At 35.3% G+C, this 19778-nt stretch carries 14 protein-coding genes; 2 read left to right on the top strand and 12 right to left on the bottom strand.

Annotation, left to right across the window (positions count from 1 at the left end; translation table 11 throughout):
* The 8 genes from AC4AGG_RS07555 to rimP all read right to left on the bottom strand — a co-directional run bounded on the left by AC4AGG_RS07555 (position 1) and on the right by rimP (position 13928).
* Positions 1 to 1938: a putative porin gene (locus AC4AGG_RS07555; protein WP_489771386.1), complete on the bottom strand. Its 1938-nt coding sequence runs from the start codon at positions 1936 to 1938 to the stop codon at positions 1 to 3.
* A gap of 87 nt (positions 1939 to 2025) precedes the next feature.
* Positions 2026 to 2862 carry a hypothetical protein gene (locus tag AC4AGG_RS07550; protein ID WP_489771385.1) on the bottom strand — a complete coding sequence of 279 codons (837 nt, stop codon included), beginning with the start codon at positions 2860 to 2862 and terminating at the stop codon, positions 2026 to 2028.
* A gap of 36 nt (positions 2863 to 2898) precedes the next feature.
* Entirely contained in the window at positions 2899 to 4305 is a 1407-nt protein-coding gene (locus AC4AGG_RS07545) for a RagB/SusD family nutrient uptake outer membrane protein (protein WP_489771384.1), read from the bottom strand.
* A gap of 24 nt (positions 4306 to 4329) precedes the next feature.
* The gene (locus AC4AGG_RS07540; RefSeq protein ID WP_489771383.1) at positions 4330 to 7086 is read right to left on the bottom strand and encodes a SusC/RagA family TonB-linked outer membrane protein; all 2757 of its coding nucleotides are present in this window, start codon (positions 7084 to 7086) and stop codon (positions 4330 to 4332) included.
* 103 nt (positions 7087 to 7189) lie between these two features.
* Positions 7190 to 9106 carry a S8 family serine peptidase gene (locus AC4AGG_RS07535; protein ID WP_489771382.1) on the bottom strand — a complete coding sequence of 639 codons (1917 nt, stop codon included), beginning with the start codon at positions 9104 to 9106 and terminating at the stop codon, positions 7190 to 7192.
* 176 nt (positions 9107 to 9282) lie between these two features.
* On the bottom strand, positions 9283 to 12105 hold the full coding sequence (gene infB, locus AC4AGG_RS07530; protein WP_489771381.1) for a translation initiation factor IF-2: 2823 nt from the start codon (positions 12103 to 12105) through the stop codon (positions 9283 to 9285).
* A gap of 62 nt (positions 12106 to 12167) precedes the next feature.
* The gene (nusA, locus tag AC4AGG_RS07525; RefSeq protein ID WP_489771380.1) at positions 12168 to 13403 is read right to left on the bottom strand and encodes a transcription termination factor NusA; all 1236 of its coding nucleotides are present in this window, start codon (positions 13401 to 13403) and stop codon (positions 12168 to 12170) included.
* Between the two features lie 60 nt (positions 13404 to 13463).
* Positions 13464 to 13928, bottom strand: coding sequence for a ribosome assembly cofactor RimP (gene rimP / locus AC4AGG_RS07520; protein WP_489771379.1), 465 nt, complete (start codon positions 13926 to 13928; stop codon positions 13464 to 13466).
* 203 nt (positions 13929 to 14131) lie between these two features.
* Between rimP and AC4AGG_RS07515 the strand changes: the two genes are divergently transcribed.
* Together AC4AGG_RS07515 and rfbB are read left to right on the top strand one after the other, a co-directional pair.
* On the top strand, positions 14132 to 15442 hold the full coding sequence (locus tag AC4AGG_RS07515) for a UDP-glucose dehydrogenase family protein (RefSeq protein WP_489771378.1): 1311 nt from the start codon (positions 14132 to 14134) through the stop codon (positions 15440 to 15442).
* A 51-nt stretch (positions 15443 to 15493) separates the two neighbouring features.
* Positions 15494 to 16573 (top strand): dTDP-glucose 4,6-dehydratase, encoded by a 1080-nt coding sequence (gene rfbB / locus AC4AGG_RS07510; RefSeq protein WP_489771377.1) that lies wholly within the window; start codon positions 15494 to 15496, stop codon positions 16571 to 16573.
* A 147-nt stretch (positions 16574 to 16720) separates the two neighbouring features.
* Here rfbB and AC4AGG_RS07505 read toward each other — a convergent pair whose 3' ends face one another.
* The 4 genes from AC4AGG_RS07505 to AC4AGG_RS07490 all read right to left on the bottom strand — a co-directional run bounded on the left by AC4AGG_RS07505 (position 16721) and on the right by AC4AGG_RS07490 (position 19759).
* The gene (locus AC4AGG_RS07505) at positions 16721 to 17638 is read right to left on the bottom strand and encodes an alpha/beta hydrolase (RefSeq protein ID WP_489771376.1); all 918 of its coding nucleotides are present in this window, start codon (positions 17636 to 17638) and stop codon (positions 16721 to 16723) included.
* A gap of 139 nt (positions 17639 to 17777) precedes the next feature.
* On the bottom strand, positions 17778 to 18560 hold the full coding sequence (locus tag AC4AGG_RS07500) for a GLPGLI family protein (RefSeq protein ID WP_489771375.1): 783 nt from the start codon (positions 18558 to 18560) through the stop codon (positions 17778 to 17780).
* Positions 18548 to 19183, bottom strand: a complete 636-nt coding sequence (locus tag AC4AGG_RS07495; protein ID WP_489771374.1) for a GLPGLI family protein — start codon at positions 19181 to 19183, stop codon at positions 18548 to 18550. The genes AC4AGG_RS07500 and AC4AGG_RS07495 overlap by 13 nt, the downstream gene beginning before the upstream one ends.
* Positions 19184 to 19483: 300 nt before the next feature.
* Entirely contained in the window at positions 19484 to 19759 is a 276-nt protein-coding gene (locus tag AC4AGG_RS07490) for a hypothetical protein (protein WP_489771373.1), read from the bottom strand.
* Positions 19760 to 19778 lie beyond the last annotated feature (19 nt).

The raw sequence follows: 19778 nt of genomic DNA, 5'->3' as shown, positions 1-19778 counted from the left end.
TTAACTAATTAGGTACCACACAATGCCTACATTTAAACGAAAATCGTACAAGGGATAATATGGAAACGTATAAACTTTATTTTGTTTGAAAAGTTCAGTTAGATGCTGTCCTTCGATATAGAAAAACATCCTCTTAACCTTCATATTAAAGTAGACATCAATCACTGGCTTCCCTCCAATTGCATAACTAGAACTTCCTGGTAAAATATATTCATTGAGTACTGGAGAGTATTCACGCGAATCAAATTTAGAAAAATAATATCCTTTAAATCCTGTCTGGATCTCTGCCGCATTCTTAAATGCCTTTCTCTGATAATAGATATTGGCACGACCCACAAATTGGGGAGCTGGATATAGTGATTTCTCAGTCAAAGTATTCTGAAACAACATTCGGGTATTTAGGTAAAATTTCTTGTAATTGAAGGTTGCATCACCCCCTATTTGCGAAACATTTACGGAGTTTCCACTTTGATAAGGCTTTTGATCTTGCCCAAAATAGGTGTAATTATCAATCCTAAAATAATTAGCAAAAATACTAGTATCAAACCACTTCAAAGAAATAGTCCCACCCAATTCTGTAATCGACTGATTTTTGTAATCTGTAAAATAGTAATTTAGATCCTTGTATGCAGACGAATTAATTATATAATTAATGCTTGGTGCAACTGTTTGAAAATTGGCTTTCACCTGAAGTTTGTAATCTTTAATCGGTTCGAAATCGACGACATTGTCCGATTGTAGAAAGCTACCAAATTTGCTTCCATTGGAGAATTCAAGATGAGATTTTAATTGAAATTTTCCAAAAAGTTTCATTTCCAAATTACCTACTGCTCCCAATCGATTTTCTTTGACTTTACTTGGGATATAGATATTATCTACATCAACACCGTCATACACTCCATAAGAAAGCATCTGGTATCGTAAACCAGCATCTAGCTTAAATTCTTTCTTATCAAAAACCAAAGAAAAAATATTACTGAAATTTTTAGAATATTTTCCAGTGGTTAACAAATACCCGGAAACCAAATCACTTGCTGAATCGTAGTAATAAGATTCTAAACCTGTTTGCTTAAAATAGTATTTGTTACCCTGATGTGAGATCTGATGTCTAATTTTGAACGGATATTTCTCAGAATTAAAAGGTGCGTATTGATGAATCAAAAAATATCTGCGATAACCGAAAGTGGTACTAGAATTCTCTAGATTAACGTCCAAATTTTCTGGATTACCAGCGGTGTCACTGCCATATAAAAACACATTTAAATCCGTAATACCTCCATTCTCCTCATTATTAACATTCTGATTAAGATAATGCGCAAAAAGTTCGTATTTAGAATTCTTAGAAGTATAATGACCAGTAAATATAGTATTATTATTAGCAGCAAGAGAATTTTTGTAAAAACCTTCTGATCTCAACCCCATATACTCTACCGAAAAATTAAAACGTTTACCAATATTTTGAGTATAGACAGACTTGAGTGCAGCTCCATTATTGACACCATTATGATAGGTAAAAAGTGTTGAAGGGGTCTTTACGTCGTAATAGATGACATCAGCAGCACCTATAATACCGTAAGATTTATTGGATGGGAGAAGACTAAGGTTTTGCTCCGCATTACGCTCATAGACCAACGGATTAAATCCAGAACCAATATTAGCAAACTGTATCTTACCAAAATTATCTCTGTTGTTGTACTGCGAATAGACGTATGTTTTTTCTTTAGAAAGCGTCGTATCAAGAATCCTTTTCTCTCCAAAATGTTTTTGAAACTGATAATCGTAGATGGTAGGCTTAAAAATCTGTAACGAATCCTGCTTTCCAGAATCTACAACGATGGAATCATCTGGACTCTTTTGTTTCGGAGCATCCATTCTTTTACGCTCCTGCGCATTAAGGCTAAGAACGAATAATAGAAACAAAAAAACATAATTCTTCATGTATTGAAATTGAATACGCAAAAGTAATAAAATAAAGCCAAAAAAAATCCCCGCAAATTGCGGGGATTTTTATTTCCTTTAACCCTTTTATAATCCAACAAAGGTATCTGTGAATGGTTGCACTCCTGACGGACCTCCAGATGACGCGGGCATCCCATCAAAGTAACCAGCAGAAACTGACATATATGGTCTTAATGTCATTGTCCTAGCACACATGTCTAATTGTGAAGCATACTCAGCATCAGCCGGTGGATCTATCTCAAAATAAACCATACCATAAGTCGCACTAACATATCCTGTAGCTTGTTTCGCCCCTTCAGTCCAAACATAACCAGTGCTTTTGTCATAATACAATACTATGTCATAGCCTACTTCAAAATAATCATCTAATACAATTGTTGTAACTGTAGACGTTGTTGTTCCCTGCAAAATAGGTTGATCCCATTGTGCATAACTAAAAAATTGCACTTTTGCCCTAAAGTCACCTACAAAAGAAGTCACAGGGCAAGTCAATGCCATTGACAAGGTATAAGTCTGATCAAACATTGCTGAAGGTAATGTTGAAGATTTCAAAGTAAATACAGCTGTCTTTGGCACCACAGACATTCCTGTTTCCAAAATACGCACAATAAACTCTCCAGCAACCTCTCCGCTTGTAAGTTGGTCGCTTCCATCTAAAATTTGAAAATCAACCCCTTGAACAGCCGTAGAATTAGCTGCATCAAAAACCAACTGTACATCATGTGAATCTGTAACAGCCTTAATTACACCGTAATCAATAACTTTATCTGTATAGCCTGTCCCAGCAATTACTAAACTGGAACCCGTCGTTCCCTTATTAAAGTTAAGCATTGACTCACCATCATAGTAAGCAGGATCTACATCTGAGCAACCCACAGCTACCATTAAGCCTAACACTAACATAATTAAATTTTTCATAATCAAAATTTTTTATTAAAATTAATAACCTGCATTTTGCACCATATTCGGATTAGCTTGAACCTCTGAAGTTGGAATAGGATAGGTATATCGATTGATATCTGATAACGTCGCTACTGGGTTAAGGGAATATATGTCATCCCCCATTCTTGTAATCAACATCCCATTTCGCTTTAAATCAAACAGTCTAGATCCTTCCCATGCAAATTCTTTCCATCTCTCCTCCAAAACCTTAGCTAAAGCATCTGAAGCACTTGTAAAAACTGTGGATGTCCCTGCATTACGTGCTGTTCTAACCAGTCTATATTGATCATATGAATTTGACAAATCTGGAGTTGACATTCTAGCATAAGCCTCTGCTTTGACTAGCCTCATATCAGCTACTCTAAAAATCTTAATATTGTTAATACCATAATTACCACTAACTCCAGGATATTTATTTACAATAAAGTTAGAATATGGTGAAGAAGCTGTACCAGCAAAATATCTTGTTCTTCGATAATCAGTAGCAGCAAATTTACTATAAAGCGTAACTCCAGGATTCCAATATATTAATCCCCCATTAGAAGGCAAATCAGTAGTAAAAAGTTTACCAGGAGCAGCAGAGGCTGAACCTACCACATTTACTTGATAAAAATACAACTCATCTGTATTAGTATCTGTCCAAATTGCCTGATTTTGCGCTATATTACTTGCTAACGTATTATTAAAAGCCAAAGCAGCGTCAGCATATGTAATTGCAGAACTAAAGTCACCCATTTCTAACGCAATGTAAGCTTGCATCGCTCTAACAGCAGCTTGTGTAAATCTTGTTTTTGATGTTTGATTTTCCAATAATGGATAAGCTGCATTTGCATCATCCATAATAGCCTGATAAGTAGCAGCCATTGTCGGCCTCGCTGGCGTTGCATAAATATCATCTCCTACAACATAAGGAATACCCATTGCAGATGCATTATACTTGGGAGAAAAAGATCTGACTAGTAAAAAATGATTAAACGCTCTAAGAGCAAGGGCCTCACCTTTCAACTGATTTTTTAATTCAACATCATCTGCAGTAACCGTACTAATTTGATCAAAATTCAATAAATACTTGTTTGCACTAAGAATTGAACCATAAGCCCCATACCAAACACTTGCAAACTCTCCTGTACCACTTGTAAAAGTCCAAGAATGAACTTCCTTACCTTGCCCATTGTTTTGAGAAGAAAAATGTAATTCATCCGTCATCAAAGCTTGTGCATATATACTAGCATTTAGCGGCATACCTGAATATGCAGACAGAACTACTTTCTGCGCATTATCAACCGTTTTGAAAACATTCTCTTCAATAACAGAATCTGGATCTAAATCATCATGGATCAAATCTGTACATCCAATTAAAAACAAAGCTATCGAAGAAAATATTAAATATTTTAATTTGTTCATATTTTTATATTTATTTTATTGAAATTAAAAATTAATTCTAGCCCCAAAAGTAATTGTTCGAGACAAAGGATATTCATATTGTCCAATATTATTATCATCATCTGGATCTAGACCTGTCCATTTTGTCCAAGTATAAAGATTATTTGCAATCACAAAAATATCAATACTTGACAAGAAATCACCTAACACATGTTTTGGTACTCGATAATTAAGTCTAACTTCTTGCAATCGTAGGAAAGATGCATCCTCAATATCCTTAGAACTAAACTGTCTTGGAAATGCAGCACCTTGAACTTCAGTTATCTGACCAGGAGTAGTCCACATATTAAGCATATTAGTTGACTGGTTATATTGTGAGAAATTTGGATTTTCCAAGAAATAAGATTCATTATTAAATCTGAAATACTTTGCCTTATATCTGAAATTAGCATTCAAGCTAACTCCCTTATATTGAACTTCAGTACCAAAACCTCCATAAATCTCTGGTTTGTAAGAACCCCAGTTTGCAGTAGCATTAGAATCAGAATATACATTTGTTATATTTCCGTTTATATCATAATATAAAGGCTGCCCATTAGAAGCATCAACACCTGCCCAACCGACCATGTAGTGACTTCCGTAAGGTAATCCTACCTTAATAATAGAAGTACCCGATTCATACTCAGTTACATCACCTAAGGACAAAATTTCATTCTTCACATTGGTAAAGTTTCCAAACAAGTTCCATTTAAAATCGTTACTTTTAATCACTCCGAAATTTAACTGCACTTCTAGTCCCTTATTCTCCATTTCTCCTCCATTATAATTAGTAATACTACTAAATCCAGTAGTTCCAGAAAGTGATTTAGTAATGTAAAGATCTGTGGTTTTTCTTCTAAAATAATCCACTGAACCAGAAATACGATTCTTGAAGAAAGCAAAATCTATACCTCCTGTAATTTCCCTACCAACTTCCCATTTGAAATCAGGATTCCCTGGAGAAGAAGGGTACAAAGTTGTTTCATTATTATAACTATCACTAGCATAGTTTTTAGATGTCAAATAAGGGCTATTATACTCTGGATCTTGAGGATTGCCTACTTCACCGTAAGAAATTCTTGGTTTCAAAAGATCAACAAAAGTCAATCCTTTCATAAAGTTTTCCTTATGTAATTGCCAAGCAAATCCTGCTCCCCAGAAAGTACCCCATTTGTAGTTTTCTCCAAAGCTTGATGCGCTCTCTCTACGAACCGAAGCGTTAACACTATACTTATCATCAAAAGCATAATTAACAACTCCAACAAAAGCTAATCTGTGATAATTTGTAGATCCACCTGAAACTGCTGGTATTGTATTTGCTGAAATGAGTATTCCAGCAGGACTATTATGATAAAGATTATTTAATCCATACCCTGTATAGCCAAAAGATTCAATAAACTTTCCATAATACTCATACAATCCAAGTGCATTAAAATCATGTCTGCCTCCAAAATTCTTCGTATAACTTAGTGAAGTATCGCTTGTAATCGAGGAAACTTGACCATTAGACCTACCAATTGCTCCAGAATTACCTGGAGTTGTTATTGATCCTAAATAAGTATCTGGATTAGTGTAAGTTTCTCCGTTTGTATTTCTGAAGTCAACCCCAATAGTTTGTTTAGCGGACAAATTCTCAGTAAACTTATATACCCCAGTTAAACCAGAAACAATTCTAAAAGCTTTTGATCGATTTACTCTAGTATTCATAGTTTCCAACGCATTTCCTCCAACTTTTCCAGGACCTGTATTATAAGCACCATTTGAAAGATAAGGAGTATCACTAGGTGGTGCCAAATATAATGCAACAATCGGATTATTAAGATTGATAGCATTTTCTTGAGTCACACCACTTCTAACACCATAGGTGATATTGTTATTAAATGTAATGGAAAACTTAGGGCTTACAGTAGCACTAAGATTCAACACGCCAGATACCCTCTGAAAACCAGATCCTTGTATAATACCATCTTGATTATAATACCCCAAATTTGTATAATAAGTCATATCACTAGAGCCACCACTAACTTCTAAATTGTGCTGCGTAAACATAGCATCTCTAAACATAAGATCTTTCCAGTTAGTATTGGTCTTTGCTAGCTCAGCAATAGACTCATCCGTATATGCATCTCCTGTATAAGGATTTGTTAACCCCATCGTTCTTCTCCACGTATTCCATTGCTCAGAGTTCATAAGAGTTACTTTATCTTTAGCTCTTGTTGAAACCCCAGTCTGCCCATTGTAACTTATCAAAGCCTTACTTCTGTTTCTTCCTTTTTTGGTTGTAATCAACACAACTCCCCCTCCCCCAGAAGCACCATATTGAGCGGTAGTACCAAAGTCTTTTACAAAGTCAACTGTTTCAAAACTATTTTGATCCAACAATTGAAATGCTCCAGCAGAAATCGGAATACCATCCACAACATAAAGAGGATCTACGGTACCATTAATACTTTGAGTTCCTCTAATATCTACGCTAAACTTGCTAGATCCTGGCGCACCAGATCCAAAAGAAATATCAACACCCGCAAGTTTCCCTACCATAGATTGCTGCAAGGTTGCCGCAGGAGTATCTTCAATATCCTCCGCTTTCAAAGAGCCAATTGATCCCGAGACTCGATCTTTTTTTACCTTGGTGTAACCTGTGTTAACAATGATAACCTCTTGGATTTTTGTAGTATCCCTTGGTTTTTGCTGTGCCACAAGTGACTGCGCTCCTATAAAGAAGAGGACACCTGCACTAAATACTCGTAATTTCACATTCATATTAACTATTTTTTAATATTTTTACTGTTACCATTGCAAATATGTTAATTATTTTTAACATATGCAATAGCAAAAAAATTATTGATTCAAGCTTCCCTTTTGATTATTCTTTTGTGAACTTTGTCGATATCTTGTTGTTATCTTGATCTGTAAAAATTAGCATATAATTTCCAGTCTTAAGACCCTTAACATCAATCGCTCCGTTTTTAATAATTACCTTGCTAACTTCACGTCCAGACATATCCAAGATAATTACCTCGTTATTCAAATCATTTGCATTATCAACGAACAGGGTACCTTTAGTTGGTATAGGATATATACTAAGTGATGCATGATTTCTATCAAGGTCATTAACACCAAGGGTTGTTAAATCGCCGCCAGTTACTATTAATGTATAATTTTGGCTCCCACTTGACAAAGTCCCTTTATGCGTAACTGTAATAGTATAAGTTCCTGTAGGATTATTAATGTCAACTCTTTCAAAATTATCAACATCATTTGTCGAGGAGTTAGAAGCAAGATCATATGGAGCAGACATGCCTTGCAACTTCCAAGGATAGTAAATTGTTCCCGAAGACGATGTTACTTTTACGTCAAGATCATTAACCAAATACTTTGTTGTAGGATCGACATTACCAGAATTGAAAGTTGCGCTAGCGGGATCAGTCCATGAAATTGACACTTTCAACGGAGTAGTAGACGTCGAGGATATTGTTTTAGTAAACGTTGACCCTGATGACAAACTTAACTCTTGAATTACACTACCATTACTTGTTAAATTCTTGTCTCTAATAGCAACTGCAGCTTTTGTCGCATTAACCAAGCCCCAGCCAAATTTATAATCTGGACCAGGATACTCACCTGCCTCATCGGCGGTATGCAGAATCAATCCTTTTACAGTAGCTGACCTCATGTAAAACGAATACAAAGAATTGTAGTACTGCTGTAATAAAGCTACCACACCTGAAATTCCAGGAGCAGCCATTGATGTTCCGTTATCATATCTTACTGTTGTATCTGATGCGCTACCCGTCGACCTTACTGAAACACCTTTCATTGCAATTTCTGGTTTAATTCTTCCATCATCTGATGGCCCCCAACTACTAAAAGACGACATTGTAACACTACTACTGTCAACATAACTATCAACTTGCTCAATAGCAGCGACTGCTAATGTGTTTTTAGCTAAAGCCTCCCCAGCAATTTGGTCATAACCTCCTTTTGTAGACATTTGAGTAGAATATGGAACTGTCGTATCGTTTCTGCTATTACCTGCCGCTATCACTGGAAGATAATACGGATTATTAAAACAAAATGTATCCATCGTCTTAACATCAGAAGTATAAGCTCCAAGCAACCACAGTTGCCCTGCAACAGTAAGACTAGGCCCGTATGAGTGATTAGACACCAACATCCCCCCCTGCGCTTCTGTAATCATCTCATTTACATCATCGTTCCAGTCAAAAGATTTAAGAGAAGAATTAAATGCCAACCCTCTTACACTACTTACAATACCTTGTGCGGCAATGGTACCACCAACATGCGTAGAATGATCTGCAACTGCAGCCCCATCTCCATTGGTCACTTTAGAGACTCCTCCTACCATAAACTCCTGATGAGTACTTCTTACTGTTCCTCCATCCCAAACACCAACAATCATGTTTTGTCCTTGTACATTAATTCCTAAACTTCCACCATTATACAATGCTTTTGCACGGGCTGTGGTAGCAGCACCACTATTATAGGTCTTAAGAATTTTTTTTTCGCCATTTGGCAAAATATCCACTACCTCCTCTTTTCCTGTTTCATCGTCTTTAATGATTGGATTAAATCCAGGATTTGCCTGAAGATAATTAGCTAATCTTTCCTTTCTAGCTTGCTCCTGAATCTGTAACTCCTGTGCCAAAATCGCATTTGCTTGTTTATCAGAGTGACTTGCGATCTCTGCTCTCTCTTTGTCGGTTTGCGAAAAACTCAAAAAAGGAATAAGTATTCCTAAAAGTAATATTTTTCTATTCATATTTATTATTGTAAAAAATTTGGTTGTTTAATATAAGTATTTTTTGTTATTCTTTTGCAAATAAACTAAAAAAAAATAAAACCTTGTCAAGAATCTTAACTGAAATTAAGATATCTTAACAAGGTTATTAGTTGTATACGCTTGTAGTAAGGCGTTTATGTAGCGTTAACTTTTTCTTACTTCAATTTCTTCTTAACTGCCACTTCTTCATAGACTTCTAAAATATCTCCAACTTCAATATCATTGTAGCCTTTGATATTCAATCCACATTCGTATCCTTTGGTTACTTCTTTAACATCGTCTTTGAATCTCTTCAATGATTCTAAGACTCCATCATGCTTGACAATTCCGTCTCTTAGCAACCTAATTTTAGAGTTTCTTGTAATCTTGCCAGATAAAACCATACATCCAGCAATCGTGCCAACTTTAGAAATCTTAAAGATCTCACGGATTTCCACGTTACCAATTACTTGTTCTTTGATTTCTGGTGACAACATTCCTTCCATCGCTTCTTTAACCTCTTCAATTGCAGCATAGATAACAGAGTATGTTCTAATCTCAATTTCTTCTCTATCAGCTAAGTCTTTTGCATTAGCACCAGCTCTTACATTAAAGCCAATAATAATTGCGTCGGATGCAGCAGCTAAGTTAACATCGGATTCAGTAATTGGCCCAACTCCTTTGTGAAGTATATTAATGCTGATTTCCTCTGTAGATAATCTTTGCAACTGATCAGAAAGCGCCTCTACAGATCCATCCACGTCTCCTTTCAGGATAATATTCAATTCTTTGAAGTCTCCAAGTGCAATTCTTCTTCCTAATTCAACCAGAGTAAGGTGTTTCTTGGTTCTGATGGATAATTCACGTTGTAATTGTTCGCGCTTGTTCGCAATTGATTTAGCTTCGCTTTCATCAACGTAAACTCTAAATCTGTCTCCCGCTGTTGGTGCTCCGTCTAAACCTAAAATTGTTACTGGCACAGATGGTCCAGCGGACTCAAGGTTACGACCTCTTTCGTCCAACATTGCTTTAACTTTACCGTGATTTTTACCAGCAAGTACGTAATCTCCAACTTTCAAAGTGCCACTCTGAATCAAAATCGTTGAAACATATCCTCTTCCTTTATCTAAAGAAGCTTCAATAACAACACCTTGAGCGCTCTTATTAGGATTAGCTTTTAATTCTAATAATTCGGCTTGAAGCAATACTTTATCAAGTAGCGCATCCATATTATTACCAAACTTAGCAGAAATTTCTTGAGACTGAACATTACCTCCCCATTCTTCTACTAAGATATTCATCCCAGAAAGTTGTTGACGAATATTATCTGGATTGGAGTTTGGTTTATCAACCTTATTCAAAGCAATAATCATTGGAACTCCCGCTGCTTGTGCGTGAGAAATCGCTTCTTTGGTTTGTGGCATCACATCGTCGTCCGCAGCAATTACAATAATTACAATATCGGTTACTTGTGCCCCTCTCGCTCTCATCGCTGTAAAGGCTTCGTGCCCTGGTGTATCTAAGAATGTAATTCTTTGACCGTTTTCCAATTTCACATTATACGCACCAATATGCTGCGTGATTCCTCCAGACTCTCCAGCAATTACGTTGGTCTTACGAATGTAATCCAATAAAGAGGTCTTACCGTGGTCAACGTGTCCCATTACGGTAACAATCGGTGCTCTAGGCAATAAACTCTCTTCGGTATCTGGTTCTTCCTGAGTGGTTTCTTCATCAATATCAGCATCAGAGAATTCGATTTTATAACCAAATTCATCAGCAACCAATGTTAAAGTATCTGCTTCCAAACGCTGATTCATGGTTACCATTACACCAAGTGAGAAACAAGCTGAAATAACTTCCGTCGCATTAACGTCCATTAAGCTCGCCAATTCACCGACAGTAATAAACTCAGTTACTTTAAGAGTTGTATCTCTTGCTTCTAATTCTTGTTGTAACTCGTCTTGCTCTCTTCTATAAGACCTTTTCTCTCTTCTATATTTAGATGCTTTGGATTTACCACCTTTATTGGTTAGTTTTTCCAAAGTTTCTTTAATTTGATTTTTAACCTGCTCATCGGTAAGCTCTACAGGCATTACTCTTTCGCCTCTTCTACCTGGTTTCTTTCCTCGAGCTCCAGCTTGGTTATTGTTGTTACCTGGTCTGTTGTTATTGCCAGCGCCTGGTCCTCTGTTTTGATTATTATTGTTCTGTCCACCAGTTGTAGTAGCGGTACCAGTTCCTGGAGTTGCAGGCTTCTCAATTCTTTTTCTCTTCTTCTTCTTGTTGCCTTTAGGTTTTTCTTCAAACTTAGAAAGGTCAACTTTCTCTTTCAAAATTTTTGGACCTTCCAATTTCTTGTAAGCAGTCTCAATTTTGTCTGGATTTGCAGAAGGTGTCGCTGCTGGTGCTTCTACTTTAGGCTCTTCTTTTTTAACCTCCTCTACAACAGCAGGGGCAACTGGTTCAATTGGGGCAACAGGTGCAACCACTTCCGCAGGCTTTTCTTCGACAGGTTTTTTCCTTCTATCTTCTCTATGAGGGAGTTCGATTTTATCCAAAACTTTAAATTCTTGTTTTGGCTTTGGCTCAACAACCTCTTTGACCTCTTTAACTTCGGGAGCCTTTTCTACAATAACCTCTGGTTCTACAACTACCTCTGGTTCTGCTTTAGGCGGACTCTGAACGCCTAAATCTATTTTACCCAAAATCCTAGTCTCAGGAATGTCAGCTTTTGCCTTAATAACTTGAGGCTCCTGCTTCTCTTCGATGACCAAGTTTTCTTCAGGAATTTTTGTAATGACTACTTCATGAGAGGCTTTTCTTTGCTTGCTATCTAGCGCAAACTCACTCTCCAAAGCAGAATAAGCCACTTCTTCTAACTGTGCATTGGGATTTTCTTCCACTGCAAATCCTTTGGACTGGAGAAACTCCACCACCCTGGACATTGTAATATTAAATTCCTTTGCGGCTTTTATTAATCTTATTTTTTTTGGCATGTAAATAATTTACTTTAGTGCTTAAATTTTTGTTTAGGTTCAAAAGAGGAGTCCTGTTGTGCTTATCCTTCTAACTCTTCTTTCAAAATTGACTTCACCTCTTCGATTTGTTCTTCTTCCAAATCTACCATTTTAAGAAGTGCGTCGGTATCTTTCTCTAATACGCTTCTTGCTGTATTAAGTCCTACTTTTTGGAATTCTTTGATAATCCATGCTTCGATTTCATCATCAAATTCTGCCAATTCTACATCGTCGTCTTCATTGGTTTCTCTATAAACATCGATTTCGAAGCCGGAAAGTCGTGAAGCCAAACGTATATTTTGACCTTGCTTACCAATAACTTTAGAAATCTCATCTACAGGAGTGTACACCAATGCGTAATTTTCGTCCTGATTAAGTTCTATCTTATTGATTGTAACATTACCCAAAGCTCTTTTTACCAAAATTTCAGAATTCTTTGACCACTGGATAACATCAATATTCTCGTTTCTAAGTTCTCTTACAACACCGTGGATTCTAGCACCTTTTACTCCAACACATGCTCCAACAGGGTCGATCCTGTCATCAAATGCATCTACAGCAATTTTTGCCTTTTCTCCAGGGATTCTTACTACCTTCTTCAGAATAATAGTCCCATCTTGAATTTCTGGGATTTCAAATTCTAAAAGTTTTTCTAAGAAAACAGGTGACGTTCTCGAAATGATGATTTGAGGTTTAGAACCTTTAAAATCAACTTTTTCAATGATCGCTCTCACGTTTTCTCCCTTTTTGAAGAAGTCAGAAGGAATTTGGTTTTCTTTTGGTAAAATAAATTCGTTTCCTTCGTCATCCAATAAGATTGCATGTTGCTTTCTGATGTGATGCACTTCTCCAATAACTAACTCTCCAATTCTGTCATGGAATTGTTCGTATAATGCAGCGTTATTATGCTCTTGAAGCTTAGTTGCCAGGATTTGCTTCAAAGTAAGGATACTTCTCCTTCCTAATTGAGCAATTGGGATCTCGACAGTGTACTCTTCACCAACTTCAAAAGTTGGATCAATTTTCTTTGCTTCAGTAATTTCGATTTCTAAATCATCATCTTCTGACATCTCGTCTTCTACGATGGTTTTATTCAAAAATATTTGGAAATCCCCTTTATCAGGATTAACAATAACATCAAAGTGATCATCAGAATCAAATCTCTTTCTCAATAAGGTTTTAAGCGAATCTTCTATAATCGCCATTAAATCAATCTTACTGATGCTTTTTTCGTCTTTAAAATCGCCAAACGCTTCAATCAACGCTAAACTATCCATATCTTATATTAATGATAAATGATTAGTAATGAATGATTGCCATCCATTTTCATCTTGTTATTAAAATTTTACTTGTACTAATGTTCTTTTTATATCGTCAAAAGAGATTATCCTCTCTTCTGTTACATCCACTTTTCCTTTGCCTACTTCTTTTGGCTTTCTGTAGCGCATCACCAATACAACACCCGTTTCGTTGACATCAGCTAATTCTCCTATTACCATTGTATCGTCTTTGAGCATAATTTCTAAATCTCTTCCAACGTTTTTACCATATTGTCTTGCCAATTTCAAGGGCTCACTTAATCCCGGAGACATCACTTGTAAAGAAAAATCTTCCTCTTCTCTATCCAGATTATTCTCAACTGCGCGACTAGCATCAAGGCAATCTTGCAAAGAAACCGACTGATCTCCATCAATAATTACCGTGATATCATTACCAGCGGACACCTTCAAATCCACCAAAAAAAGCTCCTTCCTGTTCTCGAAAAAAGCCGCAAGCAACTGTTCTACTTTATCTTTCAGCATTTTTATAAAATCTAAATTGGAGTTACGAAAAAAGGCATTCTTTCGAAGGCCTTTCCATATCATTTCCGTTAATCCGTTGCAAATATACGCATTTTCTTTTTTGTGAGCAAATACTTGATTCTCTAATACAAAGAGAATGACTAAACTTAAATCTAAAGAATTAAATAAATAACTTAAATTTGCAAAAATTTTATCAAAACCAGATGAATATAACAATAGTTGGTACAGGTTATGTCGGCTTAGTTACCGGAACGACTTTAGCAGAGCTAGGCAATTCAGTATTTTGTGTAGATATCGATGCCGAAAAGGTAGAAAAAATGAAGCAGGGAATTGTTCCTATCTACGAACCAGGGCTAGAAGAAATGTTTCATCGAAACATACAAGCCAATAGATTATTTTTCACAACTAATCTTAAAGAAGCTCTTGACCAATGTGAGGTAATATATCTTGCTTTACCTACTCCGCCTGGAGAAGATGGTTCAGCAGATTTATCATATGTTCTTAAAGTGGCCAATGATATTGGAGAAATGATGACCGGCTACAAAGTTGTCGTTAACAAATCTACAGTTCCCGTGGGAACTGCTGATAGAGTAAGTGAAGTTATTTCTGCTAAGACGCAACTTCCCTTTGATGTAGTATCTAATCCTGAGTTTTTGAGAGAGGGATTTGCTGTTGAAGATTCTATGAATCCGGCAAGAGTAGTTGTTGGATGTGGTTCGGAAAAGGCAAAAAACATTATGGCTAAAATTTATCAGCCATTCACCAATACTGGTGTTCCTATTATTTTTATGGATGAAAAATCATCAGAACTTACGAAATATGCTTCTAACTCTTTCCTTGCAGTGAAAATCACTTTCATGAATGAAATTGCAAATTATTGTGAGAAAGTTGGAGCCGATGTTGACAAAGTAAGACTCGGTATGGGAAGTGACGATAGAATTGGACATCGTTTCTTGTTTCCAGGGATTGGATATGGCGGAAGCTGTTTCCCTAAGGATGTGAAAGCTCTAATCAAAAGTGGAAAACAGGAAAACTTTGATTTCAAAATTTTAGAAGCAACCGAAGATATCAATCAAAAACAGAAAGTAATCTTAATCGACGATATCGAAAACTATTTTGGAGGAAATATTTCTGGCAAAAAAATTGCAATGTGGGGACTAGCCTTCAAAGCTAATACAGACGACATTAGAGAAGCTTCTTCATTGGATAATATTGAGTTGTTACTACAAAAAGGAGCAAAAGTAGTAGCTTATGACACTATTGCTGAAGAAAATGTCAGAAAAATTATTGGAGATAAAATTGAATATACTAACAATATGTACTCTGCTTTAGAAGATGCAGATTGCCTACTTATCGCCACCGAATGGAGCGAGTTCAAGAATCCTAATTTTGAATTGATGGGTTCCAAAATGAAAAATAAAGTCATCTTTGATGGAAGAAACATGTTCTCTTTAGAGCAAGTAAAAAACACTGGATTTTATTATAAATCGATTGGCAGAAAAACAATCAACTAAAATTGGGAATTGATTAAGTTCAAAATCCAAACAAGAAAGAAATAAATACTTATGAAAAATATTATTATTACAGGTGGAGCAGGATTTATTGGCTCTCACGTCGTTAGAGAATTTGTTAAAAATCTGCCTGAAACTAATATCATTAATCTAGACGCCCTTACTTATGCAGGAAACCTAGAAAATCTTACTGACATCGAAAACGAACCTAACTACTTTTTCGAAAAAGCAGATATTACCAATGCCGATGAGCTAAGAAAAGTATTCGAAAAGCATCAACCTGATGCCATTGTACATTTAGCGGCAGAGTCGCATGTTGATAGAAGTATTACAAACCCTAATGCTTTTATTAATACTAATGTTATCGGCACAGCTAATCTTTTGAATTTAGCAAAAGAATTTTGGACTCTAAATCCTGGTCATACTCATGGAAATTTCCCTGATGAAGCTAGAACTAACTTGTTTTACCATGTTTCTACAGATGAAGTTTATGGAGCACTAGGAGAAACGGGTTTCTTTACAGAAGAAACTTCTTACGACCCAAAATCACCATATTCTGCGAGTAAAGCAGCGTCGGACCATTTTGTAAGAGCTTACGGTAACACCTATGGATTGCCATTTGTTATTTCCAACTGCTCTAACAATTATGGACCTAATCATTTCCCTGAAAAATTGATTCCACTTTGTATCCATAATATCCTTAACGAAAAACCTCTCCCAATTTATGGTGACGGGAAATACACTAGAGATTGGCTTTATGTGATTGATCATGCAAAAGCAATTTTCAAAATTTTTCATGAATCAAAAACTGGTCAAACTTATAACATCGGCGGTTGGAATGAGTGGCAAAATATAGATTTGGTAAAAGAGCTTATCAAACAAGTTGACGAAAAAACTGGCAAACCAGAAGGTTATTCTCTGAAACTTATCACTTTTGTTAAAGACAGACCTGGCCATGATAAAAGATATGCTATTGATGCAACAAAACTGAACCAAGATTTAGGTTGGAAACCAAGCGTAACTTTTGAAGAAGGCCTTTCTAAAACGATTGACTGGTTCCTATCTAACGAAGATTGGCTAAATAATGTTACTTCTGGAGACTATCAGAAATATTATCAAAAGCAGTATTCTTAATTTTTTGAAAGCGTCATTAAATTAGATTGCGGATTTAAAGCATTCAAAATAGTTAGATCTACATATAAAGCTCGGAAAAATGGTTTCCGAGCTTTTTTGTTGGAATTTTAACAAGTCTGAGAATAAAATTTGATTAAAATAATTTTGTTACTTCAACATCCACGTCAGTGGAATGGCAAGACGCTCTGACCAAGCTGCTTCGCTATGATCTTTGCCTTCGAATTTTAATGTTTCCCAATTTTTATTTCTATACTTTTTGGATTTCAATATTTGATCAACTTTAAGTTGAAATGGTTCATAAAGTGCATCTAAAGTTTCAGTCCCGTAGTCGAAATAGAATTTACTGCTTTTAGCATTTGGCAAATTCTTAGTCAAATAATTAAAAAATGCATTTGGAATGGGATTGTCTTTTGCTGAAAAAGTTCCAGGCCAATGAGTAGAAAGACAAATTGCTCCACCAAAAACTTTTGGATACTCACAGGCAGCATACATTGAGATGAGCCCTCCCATAGAACTCCCCATGATAAAAGTATGTTTTGCATCCTTAAAAGTTGAATAATGAGTATCAATAAAAGGCTTTAATTCTTCTACCAAAAACTTTAGATATTGATCTGAATACACCTTCTGAGCAAAGAGTTTTTGGTTCTCCGAACGATTCAATTGATAAAGCGAGTCTTGAGTCGATGACTTCAAGCTTTCAAAAGGTTTTTGTGGAAAATACTCGCTGTGTCGACTGGCATCTGCATTGTCGATAGCGACCACTATGGTTGGTTTTACCTTGTTAGTCCGAATTAATTCTCCAAGAGTTTCATCAATTCTCCATTCTTGCTTATTCCAAGTTGTAGTAGCATCCCAAAGCATTTGTCCATCATTAGCATATAAAACCTGATACTTTCGATTTTTTTCGTAACTATCAGGTACCCAGACCCTCACCATTCTCTTTCCAATATATTTGGATTGAAAAGCTGGATATTCTATTAACTTTCCAGATGATACTTTTGGACTTTGCCCCAAAAAATAACAGGAAATTAGTATAAAAACTAAATAAATTAAACGTGTCTTCATCAATTATTCTTTTGGCTGTTAATCTTCCTTTTTTTCAAAAAAAACTACACAATTACAATGGAAAATATCTCAATTGTTTTTTTAGTAAAGATAAAAAAATCCGCTCTCTTTCGAGAGCGGATTTTTAATATTACTGGTCTTACTTTACCCAAACATCATTTTTTTCAATATAATTATTATGACTCATCCTCCAGCGCTTAAAATTTTCATCGATATTTTTAGCAATATCTTCGTTATTACTCTCTTTACCATCAAAAGTAACTGACATTCCTATATTTTGAGCTTTCATCTCATTTAATTTGAATTTGAAAAAGCTTGAAGGATCCTCTATAAATTTTCGTTTTAACTTCGCAAGATACTCACTACTAACTGACAAAGCATTCGGCAAATTAGTAGATATACTAGATTTTTCAATACCCTTAAAATTAAACCTATATTCCCCATCAAGCGAATAAATTTCCAATATTAAACCAGGTAAACCCTCGAATTTATATGGACCATCAAAAATTGGTATTTCTGAACAATACCATGCCTCCCATTTTCGGCCACCAAAATCTAAACTCGCATTTTGACATCTAAATCCAGAAATGTTTTTCACATTATCAAGCAGTTTCCAATTAGCTTTATAGACATAACTTGTTTTGTACTCTTGAAAATACATTGGCTGAAACGTATAAAATTCTTTTCTTGTAATATCTTTAAATATAGATGTATTGAAACCCTCTTTATCTAGTCCAAAAAAATAAGAAGTTCCAAAATCTGGATTAACCTCTAAAATACTTAGCTCTTTTGTTTTTATTGTATCATTAATATTTGAAACGAAAGAAATTTCATAATAAATCTTAGTTTTCTGCGATTTGCAGAAAATTGAACAAAAAAAAGTAAGAAAAAGAATACACCTTAAAAAAATCATTTCTCCCATTCAAATTTAATTTCTAATCCATCTCTGTATTGCTCTAAAATATCATTATTTGGAATCTTTGACAGTTCATTCTTAAGATCTATGGTAAGACCATATCGTAGTTCAGGATACTTTTGAAATGATGTTACCTCTCCCTGGTAATTTTCAAAAGGGTTCAGAATAGGGTCTTTCACTTCCTTCCAAGATTTCAAAATCCATTTAAATTTATTGCTATCATCATAAATTTCATATATAAGCCCCGATAAACCCTTAAACTTCCACGGTCCTTCATCAATTTTCACCTTAGGATCATACCATGCTGTGTAATGCCTTCCCCTAAAAAAAGTTTCCGCCATCTTCAAGACAACATTTTTTACTGTCTTGGTTTCTTCATTCAATTTCCACTTCATTTCATAATTATCAAGAAAAACATATTCTCTTTCTACAACATTTGGCACTAATTCTAAAATTAAAATAGAATCATTGAGCTTTGAAAAAAGATAATAAGTAGGTTTCTTAGTTGAATTGAAAACATTAGGCTTGTCACCGACTTCGTCAGGAATACCAAACTGCACTTTGTAGAGCTTCTTCTTTGACAAAGTATCGAATTTTAGATTTGCTGGAAAAACATATGTCTGTTTCATGTAATCATTATATACACTAAACTCATAATCAATGTCAATTACTTGAGAATAAGAAATAGCAAACACAAAAAGAAACAATATATTACAAAAATTCTTCATTATAAAAAAAATAAAAAGGCACATATTTGAGGATAAATACAACAAAATATGTACCTAGTTTTATAAAAAAATTCTAATAGTGCAAACAATTTACAACCAAAAAAAATAACTTCAGTTTTCGTCCTAGGCTGATTTAGCTAAAAGTTGCAAATCTTAGGTTGCAATTTAGCTAGATTTAACATTATTAGTATTTCTTACTTACTAATTAAGAGCTGAGCTACTTAACTCCTTTTTCACTTGCAGCAACACATTTTGAGCATGAATCTCACAAGCGGCTTGAGATTCCTGCAAAGAAATATCAGACTTTATCAATGTTCTGCTTCCGTCCGCATTATTCCTATAAATATTAACAATACACGTTCCAACAGAAGATTTTACTTCTACTTTAAAATTTAAAGAAGAACTACCACTTGGTAAATTCGAGGCACTCATTAACCCAGCAACTCCTAAAGCTGCAATAAAAAATAATCTTTTCATGTTTTTTTGTTTTAAAAAT

The sequence above is a fragment of the Chryseobacterium sp. CG10_8 genome (genome assembly GCF_058117085.1).
Note: the sequence above shows the minus strand (reverse complement) of the source record. Positions and strands in the feature narration are given on the sequence as shown.

Excerpts from the sequence above, each read along its gene's own strand:
- AC4AGG_RS07555 (WP_489771386.1), bottom strand. The coding sequence starts at position 1,938 with ATGAAGAATTATGTTTTTTTGTTTCTATTATTCGTTCTTAGCCTTAAT.
- AC4AGG_RS07550 (WP_489771385.1), bottom strand. The coding sequence starts at position 2,862 with ATGTTAGTGTTAGGCTTAATGGTAGCTGTGGGTTGCTCAGATGTAGAT.
- AC4AGG_RS07545 (WP_489771384.1), bottom strand. The coding sequence starts at position 4,305 with ATGAACAAATTAAAATATTTAATATTTTCTTCGATAGCTTTGTTTTTA.
- AC4AGG_RS07540 (WP_489771383.1), bottom strand. The coding sequence starts at position 7,086 with ATGAATGTGAAATTACGAGTATTTAGTGCAGGTGTCCTCTTCTTTATA.
- AC4AGG_RS07535 (WP_489771382.1), bottom strand. The coding sequence starts at position 9,106 with ATGAATAGAAAAATATTACTTTTAGGAATACTTATTCCTTTTTTGAGT.
- infB (WP_489771381.1), bottom strand. The coding sequence starts at position 12,105 with ATGCCAAAAAAAATAAGATTAATAAAAGCCGCAAAGGAATTTAATATT.
- nusA (WP_489771380.1), bottom strand. The coding sequence starts at position 13,403 with ATGGATAGTTTAGCGTTGATTGAAGCGTTTGGCGATTTTAAAGACGAA.
- rimP (WP_489771379.1), bottom strand. The coding sequence starts at position 13,928 with ATGCTGAAAGATAAAGTAGAACAGTTGCTTGCGGCTTTTTTCGAGAAC.
- AC4AGG_RS07515 (WP_489771378.1), top strand. The coding sequence starts at position 14,132 with ATGAATATAACAATAGTTGGTACAGGTTATGTCGGCTTAGTTACCGGA.
- rfbB (WP_489771377.1), top strand. The coding sequence starts at position 15,494 with ATGAAAAATATTATTATTACAGGTGGAGCAGGATTTATTGGCTCTCAC.
- AC4AGG_RS07505 (WP_489771376.1), bottom strand. The coding sequence starts at position 17,638 with ATGAAGACACGTTTAATTTATTTAGTTTTTATACTAATTTCCTGTTAT.
- AC4AGG_RS07500 (WP_489771375.1), bottom strand. The coding sequence starts at position 18,560 with ATGGGAGAAATGATTTTTTTAAGGTGTATTCTTTTTCTTACTTTTTTT.
- AC4AGG_RS07495 (WP_489771374.1), bottom strand. The coding sequence starts at position 19,183 with ATGAAACAGACATATGTTTTTCCAGCAAATCTAAAATTCGATACTTTG.
- AC4AGG_RS07490 (WP_489771373.1), bottom strand. The coding sequence starts at position 19,759 with ATGAAAAGATTATTTTTTATTGCAGCTTTAGGAGTTGCTGGGTTAATG.